Raw genomic sequence first — 11523 nt, 5'->3', positions numbered from 1 at the left:
CCTGCACACTCCCGGACCCGCCCCCACCGCACCCCATCCGAGTCACCTCACCGAGCACCCTCCGCTTTCCATCAATTCCTGTCCGGATTATTGACGCGCTGGGAGGGCCTCCGTAGCTTGTGCCAGCAAGCGCTTACTTGAAACGATTCATGAGGCGGCCGCAACGTCGCGGGGAGGCTCAACCATGCAGCACGACCAGAAACTTGAGAGGCGGACCATCCTCAAGGCGGCTGGAGCCTCACTGGCCGTCGCGGGGCTCGGGGCGACAGCCACGGCCTGCGGCGGCGACAGCGGAGCGGGGGACGGGACGGTCACGATCCGTTACGCGTGGTGGGGAGCCGAGGACCGCGCCCAGAGAATCAACAAGACCATCAAGCTCTTCGAGAAGAAGTACCCGAAGATCAAGGTGAAAACGGACTTCCAGCCCTACCCGGACTTCTGGAAGAAGTTCAACACCCAGGCCTCCGGCGGAAATCCGCCGGACGTCTTCCAGAATGCCGTCGCGTTCCTGCGCAAATACGACGCGAAGAATGTGCTGCTCGATCTGAGCGAGCAGGTCAAGGCGGGCAATCTCTCCATGGACGGCTTCCGCGCCGGACTGGACAAGTTCGGCGAGATCGACGGCAAGCTCCTCGGGGTTCCGGTCGGTTCCAACTCGATGGCCCTGGTGATCGACAAGCCCGTCTACACCAAGGCGGGGGTCACACCGGAACAGGGCTGGACCTGGGACGACTTCGACGCGGCGATGAAGAAGATCCGCGACAAGACGGGCCGCGCCGGCGATAGCGGCATGTACGGCGTCATGTACCTCTACGATCTCTACCTGCGCCAGAACGGCAAGGCGTTCTTCACCGAGGACGGGCTCGGCTTCACCGAGGCGGATCTGACGGACTGGTGGACGAAAGCGAAGAAGGGCGTCGAGGAGGGCATCTACACCGACGCCAAGAAGGTCGCCCAGATCAAGCCCAAGTCGGCGGTCGCCGCGGAGATCGCCGGCGGTGAGTTCACCTGGGACAACTTCACCGTCCGCTACACCGCCGAGGGCAAGAGCGAGTACGGCCTGGCCCCCATCCCGACCACGGACGGCAAGAAGACCGGCCAGTACCTCGGCTCCCTCATGCTGAGCGGTTCCAAACGCACCCAGCACCCCAAGGAAGTCGCCCAGTTCATCGACTTCATGGTGCACGACCCCGAGGTGGCCAAGATCATGGGCTATGACCGCGGCGTGCCCGCGACCCAGGCCCAGTACGACGCGTTCAAGCCGACCGACGAGGTCAACAAGGCGATAGCCGCCTACGAGGAGTCCCTCGTCGCGTCGGGCGTCCTGGAGCCCATCACCCCACACCCGAACGGCGCGGACATCTGTGAGGCCGCGTTCCTGCGGATCGCCGAGGAACTCGCCCTGGGCAAGCGCTCGGTGGGCGACGCCGTCAAGCAGTTCTTCACCGAGTCGAAAACGGCTCTCGGCAGCTGATGGGAACCACCGTGACACACGCCCCTGCGATGGAGGGTCTGTCCAAGGACAAGGGCTCCGAGCCGCGGCACGGTCCGGTCAAGTCCTCGCGCCCCGCCGCCCTCAAGCGGCGGGGCCGCCGGGAGAACCTGGCCGGCTACCTCTTCATGTCCCCGTGGATCGCCGGCTTCCTGCTGCTGACCGCGGGCCCGATGGTCGCCTCGCTCTACTTCGCCTTCACCGACTACAACCTGTTCGACGCGCCCAGGTGGATCGGTCTCGACAACTTCTCCGAGATGTTCGGCGACCCGCGCTGGCAGCACTCGGTGCGGGTGACGTTGTGGTACGTCGTCGTCGGTACGCCGCTGAAGCTGCTCGCGGCCCTCGGGGTGGCGCTGCTCCTGGCGCAGTCGCGGCGCGGGCAGGCCTTCTACCGGGCCGCCTTCTACGCGCCGTCGCTGATCGGGGCGAGCGTCTCCATCGCGATCGTGTGGAAGGCCATCTTCTCGGACGACGCGATCGTCGACCGTACGCAGAAGCTCTTCGGGCTGAACGTCGGAGGCTGGACCGGCGACCCGGACATGATCATCTACAGTCTGGTGGCGCTCACCGTCTGGCAGTTCGGCGCCCCCATGGTCATCTTCCTGGCCGGCCTCAAGCAGGTCCCGCGCGAGCTGTACGAGGCGGCCGAGGTCGACGGGGCGGGCAAGCTGCGGCGGTTCTGGAACATCACGCTGCCGTTGATCTCCCCGGTGCTGTTCTTCAACGTCCTGCTGGAGACCATTCACTCCTTCCAGATCTTCAGTTCGGCGTACATCGTCGGCGGCGGTGCCGGAGGCAATGCCTGTGGTCCCGCGGACGGCACGATGGTCTATACCTGCTACCTCTACGTCCAGGGCTTCGAGAACAGCCGCATGGGCCTGGCCTCCGCCATGGCCTGGATGCTGCTCGTCGCGGTCGCCCTGGTCACGGCTGTGCTGTTCTGGTCACAGAAGCGCTGGGTGCACTACGAGGAGGGTGCGCGATGAACGCACAGGCCACCGACATCACGCCGGCCACCTCCACGAGGGCGGGCGGCCTCCGGCGCCGGCTGCCCGGTTCCGTCGCCTGGCACATCGGCTCCCTCGCGATCCTCGCGGTGATCCTCTATCCGGTGATCTGGGTCATCGGCGGCTCGTTCAAGAGGAGCGAGGACATCATCGGCAGCCTGGACCTCTTCCCGGGCGATCCGATCACCTCGAACTACACGCGGCTCACCGAGGGCATCGCGGACATCTCGATCTCCACGTTCTTCCTCAACTCACTGACCCTCGCCCTCGGTTCCGTGATCGGGATCCTGGTGTCGTGCTCGCTGACGGCGTACGCCTTCGCGAGGATCAGGTTCGCGGGCCGCAACCTGCTGTTCACGCTGATGATCGGCACGCTGCTGTTGCCGTACCACGTGCTGCTGATCCCGCAGTACGTGTTGTTCCGCAACATGGAAATGATCAACACGTACACCCCGCTCCTGCTGCCGAAGTACCTGGCCACGGAGGCGTTCTTCGTCTTCCTGATGATGCAGTTCATGCGCAACCTGCCCAAGGAGCTCGACGAGGCGGCCCGTCTCGACGGCTGCGGACATCTGCGCATCTACTGGTCGATCGTGCTCCCGCTGTGCCGTCCGGCCCTGATCACCAGCGCGATCTTCACCTTCATCAACGCGTGGAACGACTTCATGGGTCCGCTGATCTACCTCAACGAGCCCGACAAGTACACGGTCTCCCTCGGTCTGAAGATGTTCGTGGACCAGGAGGGACTGGCGAACTACGGCGGCATGATCGCCATGTCCCTCGTCGCCCTCCTGCCGGTCCTCGCCTTCTTCCTCGCCTTCCAGCGCTATCTGATCGACGGTATGGCCACGTCGGGCCTGAAGGGCTGAGGTGAGCTGACCATGGTCCCGGCATCCACGAAGACCTCCACCGAGGCCAAGGCGAAGGCCAGGGCCAAGAAATCCACGGCACGGGGTGAGTCCCTGCTCGCCGAGCGGTTCGCGCTGTTCGCCGAGTGTCTGCTGACCGGCGTGTGGATCGCGGTGGCCTCGCTGCCGCTCGTCACCTACCCCGCCGCGTTCGCCGCCGGGGCGCGGCATCTGCGGCGGCGCATCGCGCATGAGGGCGGTGGCTGGCGGGAGTTCGTGGCGGACTTCCGGTCGGCCGTGCGTGGTGGGTGGGCCGCCGGACTCCTGGGCTGGGCCACCGTGGCCGCGGTCTGGGTGGACGTCCAGGCCGTACGGGCAGGGCTCCCGGGAGGGCCACTCGTGGGCGCCGTCGGTGTGTTCGCGCTGATCGGCCTCACCGTCGCCGGGCTGCGTGCGGCGGCGGTGTGGCAGCCCGCCGCCTCCTGGCGGACGCTGCTCGCGGACGCGGGGCGGCGGACCGTGCTCGACCCTGCCGGATCCTTCCTGCTCGTCGGTGGACTGGCCGTGGTGGCCGGCTCCGCCTGGTTCGTCGCGCCGCTGGCGGTCCCGGTACTCGGGGCCGTCGCGGCAGCGGCCGTCGCCGTGGAGGAGCGGTACCGGCGCCGCTGAAGCCGGATCTCAGCGGGCGCGCCGAGCGGCGCCCCCGCACGGGGGACGGCGTCCACGCCGTCGGCCCACCTGTCATGCCCCTGCCCGACGGAAGTTCCCGCACGGAAAGGAAAGGCTGAACTCTGATGTCTCCCATCCCTCGCAGGTCCCTTCTCAAGGCGGCCGCGGTCGCCGGAGCCGCCGCCCAGTTCAGCTGGGCACTCGGCACGAACGCACAGGCCGCCACCAGATCCGAGGCAGCGGCCGCGGACGCGGACCCCGTGACCCTGGACTGGCTGGAGGGCGGCGGACTGGGCACCGCGCCCGGGTCGACCGTGGGTGTGCCCTGGCCCAAGGGCACCTACGAGAAGGAACAGTCGTTCTCCTTGACGAACGTGGACGGCAAGGAGATCCCCGTCCAGTCCTGGCCCATCGGTTACTGGCCCGACGGCTCCTTGAAGTGGACCGCCCACGCGGTCGGCGCGGGCGCCGGCTCCGGGAAACTCACCCTCACCGCGGGCACCCCCGCCGCCCCCGAGAAGAAGGTCACCGTCAAACGGAGCGGCGGCACCATCGACGTGTCGACCGGCATCATCACCGCGAAGATCGGCACGAGCGGCTCCACGCTCGTGAAGTCGGTCCTGCGCGGTGCGACGGAGATCGCCGGCACCGGCCGCCTGATCCTCCTGCGCCAGCCCGAGATCGAGGACGGCGACCAGGGCACCGAGAAGTACGAGCGGTTCGAGAGCGTCATCGGCGAGGCCGAGGTCGAGCAGGACGGTCCGGTCCGCGCGGTCGTCCGCATCGACGGCAAGCACCGCAAGGGCGACCGCAGTTGGCTGCCCTTCTCGGTCCGGCTCTACTTCTACGCGGGCGCCGAGTCGTTCCGCATGGTGCACACCATCACGTACGACGGCGACCAGGAGCCCGGCAAGGCCGGCGGCGACTTCATCCGCGGCATCGGCGTACGGTTCAAGGTGCCGATGCGTGACGCCGCGTACGACCGGCACATCCGCATCGGCGGCGAGGGCACCGGTCTGCTGCGCGAGGCCGTCAAGGGCATCACGGGCCTGCGCCGCGACCCCGGGGAGGCCGTGCGCACGGCCCAGTTCGAGGGCAGGAAACTGCCCGACCCGTCCACCTGGGACCAGCGGGTCACCACCCGGCTCCAGTACATCCCCGAGTGGGGCGACTTCACGCTCTCCCAGCTCTCCGCCGACGGCTTCACGGTCCGCAAGCGCACCAAGAAGGGCCACGGCTGGATCGGCGCGGGCGGCGGCCGGCGGGCGAGCGGCTTCGGATACGTGGGCGGCGCGAGCGGCGGGTTCGCCTTCGGCCTCAGGGACTTCTGGGAGAAGTTCCCCGCCCAGCTCGACATCCGGGGCGCCCACACCGACACGGCCGAGGTCACCCTCTGGCTCTGGTCACCCGAGGCGCAGCCCATGGACCTGCGCTTCTACCACGACGGCATGGGCCAGGACACGTACCCGGAACAGCTCGAAGGCCTCAACATCACCTACGAGGACTACGAACCCGAGTTCGGCACCCCCTACGGCATCGCCCGCACCAGCGAACTCCTCTTCTGGGCCCACGAGTCCACGCCCAGCGCCGAGGCGCTGGCCCAGCAGGTGGCGGCCGTGCGCACACCCCCGCAGCTCGCCGCCCCGCCCCAGCAGCTCGTCAAGGCGGGCGTCTTCGGCAGGCTCTTCTCCGAGCCGGACCGCTCCACCGCCGCCAAGGCGAAGATCGAGAACCATCTCGACTTCCTCTTCACCTACTACAAGGACCAGGTGGAGCAGCGCCGTTGGTACGGCTTCTGGGACTACGGCGACATCATGCACAGCTACGACCCCAGCCGCCACCAGTGGTGTTACGACGTCGGCGGCTACGCCTGGGACAACTCCGAGCTCTCGCCCGACCTGTGGCTCTGGTTCGCGTACATGCGCTCCGGCCGCGCCGACATCTTCCGCTTCGCCGAGGCCATGACCCGGCACACCGGCGAGGTCGATGTCTACCACCTCGGTAAATGGGCCGGGCTCGGCACCCGTCACGGAGTCCAGCACTACGCGGACAGCGCCAAGCAGCAGCGCATCGCCAACACCACCTACCGCCGCTACTACTACTTCCTCACCGCCGACGAACGCGTCGGCGACCTCATGCACGCCAACGTCGACTCCGACGAGACGTTCCTCGTCCTCGACCCCATCCGCAAGATCCGCACCGAGCCCTACACCCCCGACCGCAACGCCCTCTCCATCGGCTTCGGCACCGACTGGAGCGGCCTGGTCTCCGCCTGGCTCACCGAGTGGGAACGCCGCGGACCCAAGTGGGAGAAGGCCAAGGCACGCGTCCTGTCCACCATGGAGACCATCGCCGCCCAGCCCAACGGCTTCGTCCAGGGCAGCGCGCTGTACGACCTGGACACCGGGAAGTTCGCCATCGACAAGGAGGCCAAGGTCAGCGTCTCCCACCTCTCCTCCATGTTCGGCCTGGTCGAGATGTGTGCCGAGCTCATCGACCAGATCGACATGCCGGAGTTCAAGGAGGCGTGGATCGACTACTGCCGCTACTTCAACGCCACGAAGGCCGAGCAGAAGGCCCGCTACGGCTCCGACTTCGGCTCCCTGCTGCTGTTCCAGGGCCACTCACGTCAGGACGCGTACGCCGCCGTCCAGGCCGGCGACGAGAAGCTGGCGGCCCGTGCGTGGCGCCAGTTCTACAACAGCGCCGACACCTGGGACTACAAGGAGTCCACGGACTGGTCCACGAAGAAGATCGAGGGCCCGACGGCGTTGGTGCCCGGCAGTGAGGCGGCGTGGGTGTCGACCAACGCCACCGCACTGTACGGGCTGGCGGCGATCCAGAACCTCGCACTGGTGGGCGACAAGATGCCGTAACCATGCTCCGCGGGGGACGCGGTGTCCCTAGGGGGCTTCTGATGGATCTCCGCGGCGTCGCGGCGTTCGGCACGCCCGCTCGCCGCACGGTGTGGAGGGACAGGTGGCTCCGCCACATGACCCTCCACACCGCACGCCGAGAGCACGCACCGAACGCCGCTCCTTCTTCCACGGAGATCCATCAGAAGCCCCCTAGTGGAAGCGCCCCAGCGCCTCCCGCACTCGTCGTGCGTCTCGCAGCCGCTGCTCGTACGTGGCACCCAGTGCGAGCAGCGTCAGACCGGCGAGTGCGGGAGGTACCCAACGGGGCAGCGCGCCGACGACCTGGGCGATGTACGGGGCGAGCTCGTGCAGGGCGACCAGGGTGAGCACGGTGCCGCCGAGGACGAGCGGTGCCTGGAGGTGGTGCCGTGCGCCGAGGAGGGTGACGGCGAGCGCCGCCGCGCCCAGCAGCAGCGGGCGCGGCCAGTCCTGGTCGCCCCACGCCGCGAGCAGGCTCGGTATGAGGGTGACGGCCAGCCCGGGGGCGTACGCCGTCCAGGACGAGACCTGCGGGTCGCGTCGCCGGCGCACGACTCCGAGCACCAGCGCGGGGACGGTCACGGGCAGCGTGTACGCCTCCGGGGTGCCCACGCCCCAGGACGCCAGACGGACCCAGGCGGCCAGGAGGAACAGGGCGGCGGCCACGTAGCCGATGTGCCGCCGGTCCGGGCGCAGCGCCGTGCCCGAGGCGATGACTCCAGCGAGGCCGAGCACCAGGGCCAGTACCGGCGGGTCGGTGAATGCGAGCCCGATGGCCAGGAGGCCCGCGGCGGCGCCGGTCACCTCGACGGGCACGGTCATGGGGGAGCCCTCCAGACGGGCCGCGACGACGGCCGCGATGACCGGCACGGAGAGGACGAGCAGCGCGGTGTGCTGCGGCTGCCAGGCCGCTGCCGAGCCGATCGCGCAGGTGAGGGCCGCGGCATACGTCAGTGCGGCGGGCGCGCAGCACACCCCTGACTCCCGGCGCCAGGCAGCCGCCGTCGCGAACACGACCACCAGCACCGCGAGCACGACGAGCGTCGCCGTCCGGGAGGCAAGGCCGACGCAGGCGAGGCTGAGGGAGGCGACCAGGGCCAGGATCACGGCGGTGGCGGGCAGCGGGGACCGCATGGGCGTTGCGCCCTCGTCCGGCTCCCCGGGTTCCGCCGGCCGGGGCGCTGCCCCCGCGAACGCCAGCACGGCCACGACGACGAGTCCCTGCACCACCATCCCCACGACGTAGGGGAGTTCCAGTACCGCCGGGACCACGAACACCGCCGCCACCCCCAGCACGAGGGCAACCGTCAACGATTGCCCTCGCCACGCAGTGCCCCGGCCGGCGAGAACCAGCACTCCGGCCACGACGGCGAGCACGAGCGGTCCGGTGGCCGAGTGCGCGGGCCACGGCAGGTCCGTCGTGACCGCAGCCGCCCGGGCATCCGCCGGCGCTGCGGACCAGATCCGCTCCACCCAGCCGAGCGGCCCTACGACCGCGAGTGCGACGAGGGGCAGGGTCCAGGACACCGCGAGCGCCTGCACGCAGGCGGACGCCGCGACCAGCCCGCGCCGTACGGGGTCGGGAAGGCGCATCCGTACGGCGGCGAGCAGCACGACCCCGCACATCAGACAGCCCGGAACCGTCCACTCACCGGGCAGCGACACCCTCAGCACCCCGCCCACCGCGGCGACCAGGAGCAGGCCGCCGGTCAGAGCCGCACCGAGGGCGGGCTTCGGCTCCGGGGTGCGCCGGGCGGCGGTCAGCGCGATCGCCGCGGCGAGGGCGAGGAGCCCCGCCGCACGGGCGGCGGAACTCAAGTCGGATGCACTCCAGGAGAGCCATCCGGCCGCCAGAACACCCCAGGCCCCCATGCCGACCGCGGCGACCGCGGCGGTGATCCGCACCGGCTTCAGGGACACCAGGAGTGCGACAGCCGTGTCGGCCGCGGCGGTCGTCAGCACGGCCGCCGTGACCGAGACCGGACCCGCGTCCACCGCGAATGCCCAGAGCAGCAGGGGGAGTTGGGTGGCGAGCAGCGCGAGCGGGAGGGGCAGCCGGAGCGGGACGGGACCGGTATGCACCCCGTGGGGCTCCTCGCCCTCGACCCTCCCCGAAGGTTCCGTGGGCGCCGGCACGCCGATCCCCACGCCGTACGCCGCCCACACCCCGGCCAGCACCGCCGACGCCGCGGCCGCGTAGCCGGTGCCCTGCACCTCGGTGAACGCGACCTCGTGCAGCGCGTACGCGTCCAGCACCGTCAGCGCCAGCCCGAGGCCCGCCACCGCCTCCGCGGTCGAGCGCAGCCCGCGCCGGAGCAGCGGCACGGGCACGCCCAGGGCCGCCAGCGTGACCGCGCCGAGCACCAGTGCGCGCCCGGCGATCCCCATGTGCCCCCAGCTGACCAGCGTGAACGCGATCGCGGCGACCGTCAGGAGGATGCCGCCGAGGACCAGCAGCACATTCTGGACGCTGGGCGCCGTCGCCTCGGTCCTCCGTACGGGCGGCGCGGGCGGTGCCGCGTACAGCGTGTTGATCAGCCAGGCCCGGCGCGCCAGCAACACGGCGCGGCGGGCGTCGAGTTGGCGCAGCTCGGCGTCGAGGAACCGCAGCTCCTCGGCCGGGGGCGGAAAGTTCGTCATGTCGAGGAGTGTGGGGCGCGTCACATCGCTCGGCATGAGTGCACGTACTCAGAAGGTACTCAGATACCGCACGGTGCCCCGCCCCGTGGGCACACTCTGACCATGGACTGGAGCCACTACCGCTTCCGCACCCTGTGGGCCCTGCCCGTGCCGCCCGCCATCGTGTACGAGGTGCTGGAGCGGGCCGAGGACTACCCCCGGTGGTGGCCCCAGGTGCGCGAGGTGACCCGCCTCGACGACACGTCCGCTCTGCTGCGGATCCGGTCCGTCCTGCCGTACGACCTGAGGTTCACCGTCCGGGAGTCACGGCGGGACCCGGCTGCCGGAGTGCTGGAGATCGAGATGACCGGTGACCTCGACGGCTGGGCGCGGTGGACCCTCACGCTCGCCGGGACCGGCACCCTCGCCCGCTATGACCAGGAGGTCCATGTGACCAAGCCCCTGATGAGGCGGCTCGCCGTGCCCGGTCGGCTCGTCTTCCGCGCCAACCACGCGCTGATGATGCGTGCGGGGAGGCGGGGGCTCCTGGCCTACCTGGGGGAGGGGCGTGAAGCGGTTTGAACCAAACGCTCGGGGGCCTGTATTGTTCAGTCCGTTCCCGGGCGATTAGCTCAGTGGGAGAGCGCTTCGTTCACACCGAAGAGGTCACTGGTTCGAACCCAGTATCGCCCACAATGTCGATGGCGGCTCGTGCCTGCATACAGCGCAGGCCGAGTCGCCATCGTCGTATTCTGCGCGGCTTCGCCGCGCGCGGCGGGGGCTTCGCCACCCGCACCCCCTCGGCTCGTGGTCGCCCTTCGCTGAGAAGCTCAGGCCGCCGCTGGCAGATCCGGCCGCAGTGGCCACGCCGGATCCACCTCCTCCTCCGTACCGCTGCGCGCGAACCACGCCTGCAGGCCGCGTGCCTGTGCCGCGTGCCACACCGCCTGCAGGGTGTGCAGCTCGGCGGGGGAGAGTCGTTCGAGCCGGGACGCGAAACGGCGCCCCACCGCCCGTACGACATCCATCGCGGCCAGCGCGTCCGCGCCGGCGTCGTGCGCGCCCTCCAGGGTGACGCCGTAGTGCCCGCACAGGTCGGTGAGGGTGCGGCGGCCCTTGCGGTAGCGGTCCAGATGCTTGTCGAGGACGCGCGGGTCCAGCACGTGCAGGGGCGACGACTCGAACCAGTGGGAGAGGCAGGACGCGCGGTGGCGGCGCAACTCCCGGTCCAGGATCGTCAGATCGAAGGGAGCGTTCATCACGACGAGCGGCCGGCCCCGCACGGCCTGCTCCGCCAGCTCCTTGGCTATCTCCTCCATCACCGGTGACGGCCAGCGGCCGTTGCGCTGCAGGTGATCCTCCGTCAGTCCGTGCACCGCCGTCGCCGCGGCGGGCACCGGCACACCCGGGTTCACCAGCCATCGCGTCACCCTCGGCCGGGTGCCGGGCGCGTCCTGGACGACGACGGCCGCCGACACGATCCGGTCGGTCTCGACGTCCACGCCCGTGGTCTCCGTGTCGAACGCGGCCAGGGGTCCCTCGTACCAGTACGCCATACGCACACAACTCCTCGTTCACCTTCGGCAGTTGACGCACCGTCTCCTGCCCGATCCGGTGATACCCGGGCTGTTTGCGCCATACGCCGGAAGGAGACAACAGAAGTACGGGTCTTTGCAGTTCAGCGGCCTGTGTCAGACATTCACATTGCTCTGGAAGGCTGTCGCCATGGCGATCGCGCAGCCGGAACAAGGCGGGCTGCGGCCGCAGCGGACCGCCCCCCATCGAGGCACACTCGCCACCACCGCGTGCATGGAGACACTTCAGGTGGGCTATCTGCACGCCGTGGCGGCGGCCGCGGGCTGTTCGCTCTCCCAGCCCTTTCCGGACAACGGCATCGACTGGCACGTCAGCCACAGCGCCCCCGGGCACACCGTCGATGACGAAGTCACCATCAAGGTGCAGCTCAAGTGCACCTACCAGATCCCGCC

General features: G+C 69.6%; 9 protein-coding genes and 1 tRNA gene. 8 read left to right on the top strand and 2 right to left on the bottom strand.

What is annotated here, in order from left to right:
- Nucleotides 1-184 precede the first annotated feature (184 nt).
- The 5 genes from FPZ41_RS40380 (at nucleotide 185) to FPZ41_RS40360 (ending at nucleotide 6895) form a co-directional block, all read left to right on the top strand.
- Nucleotides 185-1474, top strand: coding sequence for an ABC transporter substrate-binding protein (locus tag FPZ41_RS40380; protein ID WP_152869064.1), 1290 nt, complete (start codon nucleotides 185-187; stop codon nucleotides 1472-1474).
- Nucleotides 1474-2481 (top strand): carbohydrate ABC transporter permease, encoded by a 1008-nt coding sequence (locus FPZ41_RS40375; RefSeq protein ID WP_152869062.1) that lies wholly within the window; start codon nucleotides 1474-1476, stop codon nucleotides 2479-2481. The genes FPZ41_RS40380 and FPZ41_RS40375 overlap by 1 nt, the downstream gene beginning before the upstream one ends.
- Complete coding sequence (locus tag FPZ41_RS40370; RefSeq protein WP_152869060.1) at nucleotides 2478-3371, top strand: carbohydrate ABC transporter permease; 894 nt, start codon at nucleotides 2478-2480, stop codon at nucleotides 3369-3371. The genes FPZ41_RS40375 and FPZ41_RS40370 overlap by 4 nt, the downstream gene beginning before the upstream one ends.
- Nucleotides 3372-3383: 12 nt before the next feature.
- Nucleotides 3384-4019 carry a hypothetical protein gene (locus FPZ41_RS40365; protein ID WP_152869058.1) on the top strand — a complete coding sequence of 212 codons (636 nt, stop codon included), beginning with the start codon at nucleotides 3384-3386 and terminating at the stop codon, nucleotides 4017-4019.
- A gap of 125 nt (nucleotides 4020-4144) precedes the next feature.
- The gene (locus FPZ41_RS40360; RefSeq protein WP_152869056.1) at nucleotides 4145-6895 is read left to right on the top strand and encodes an exo-rhamnogalacturonan lyase family protein; all 2751 of its coding nucleotides are present in this window, start codon (nucleotides 4145-4147) and stop codon (nucleotides 6893-6895) included.
- Between the two features lie 192 nt (nucleotides 6896-7087).
- Here FPZ41_RS40360 and FPZ41_RS40355 read toward each other — a convergent pair whose 3' ends face one another.
- Entirely contained in the window at nucleotides 7088-9556 is a 2469-nt protein-coding gene (locus tag FPZ41_RS40355; RefSeq protein ID WP_152869054.1) for an SCO7613 C-terminal domain-containing membrane protein, read from the bottom strand.
- A 102-nt stretch (nucleotides 9557-9658) separates the two neighbouring features.
- Here FPZ41_RS40355 and FPZ41_RS40350 point away from each other — a divergent pair, with 102 nt between their 5' ends.
- Together FPZ41_RS40350 and FPZ41_RS40345 are read left to right on the top strand one after the other, a co-directional pair.
- Nucleotides 9659-10117, top strand: coding sequence for an SRPBCC family protein (locus FPZ41_RS40350; RefSeq protein ID WP_152869052.1), 459 nt, complete (start codon nucleotides 9659-9661; stop codon nucleotides 10115-10117).
- Nucleotides 10118-10156: 39 nt separating this feature from the next.
- Nucleotides 10157-10228 (top strand) — tRNA-Val (locus FPZ41_RS40345).
- Nucleotides 10229-10365: 137 nt separating this feature from the next.
- Here FPZ41_RS40345 and FPZ41_RS40340 read toward each other — a convergent pair.
- Nucleotides 10366-11091 (bottom strand): 3'-5' exonuclease, encoded by a 726-nt coding sequence (locus FPZ41_RS40340; RefSeq protein ID WP_152869050.1) that lies wholly within the window; start codon nucleotides 11089-11091, stop codon nucleotides 10366-10368.
- 169 nt (nucleotides 11092-11260) lie between these two features.
- On the opposite strand from FPZ41_RS40340, the gene FPZ41_RS40335 reads away from it, so the two are divergent.
- On the top strand, nucleotides 11261-11523 hold a 263-nt coding region (locus tag FPZ41_RS40335; protein ID WP_152869048.1), incomplete at its 3' end, for a DUF4365 domain-containing protein.

Origin of the sequence: Streptomyces acidicola (assembly GCF_009377235.1) — a bacterium.
Classification (GTDB): domain Bacteria; phylum Actinomycetota; class Actinomycetes; order Streptomycetales; family Streptomycetaceae; genus Streptomyces; species Streptomyces acidicola.
The sequence above is the reverse complement of the archived record's forward strand: the minus strand, read 5'-3'. Positions and strand labels throughout refer to the sequence as shown.

Coding starts and splice junctions, on each gene's coding strand:
- FPZ41_RS40360 (WP_152869056.1), top strand. CDS start 4,145: ATGTCTCCCATCCCTCGCAGGTCCCTTCTCAAGGCGGCCGCGGTCGCC.
- FPZ41_RS40350 (WP_152869052.1), top strand. CDS start 9,659: ATGGACTGGAGCCACTACCGCTTCCGCACCCTGTGGGCCCTGCCCGTG.
- FPZ41_RS40375 (WP_152869062.1), top strand. CDS start 1,474: ATGGGAACCACCGTGACACACGCCCCTGCGATGGAGGGTCTGTCCAAG.
- FPZ41_RS40340 (WP_152869050.1), bottom strand. CDS start 11,091: ATGGCGTACTGGTACGAGGGACCCCTGGCCGCGTTCGACACGGAGACC.
- FPZ41_RS40380 (WP_152869064.1), top strand. CDS start 185: ATGCAGCACGACCAGAAACTTGAGAGGCGGACCATCCTCAAGGCGGCT.
- FPZ41_RS40365 (WP_152869058.1), top strand. CDS start 3,384: ATGGTCCCGGCATCCACGAAGACCTCCACCGAGGCCAAGGCGAAGGCC.
- FPZ41_RS40370 (WP_152869060.1), top strand. CDS start 2,478: ATGAACGCACAGGCCACCGACATCACGCCGGCCACCTCCACGAGGGCG.
- FPZ41_RS40355 (WP_152869054.1), bottom strand. CDS start 9,556: ATGACGAACTTTCCGCCCCCGGCCGAGGAGCTGCGGTTCCTCGACGCC.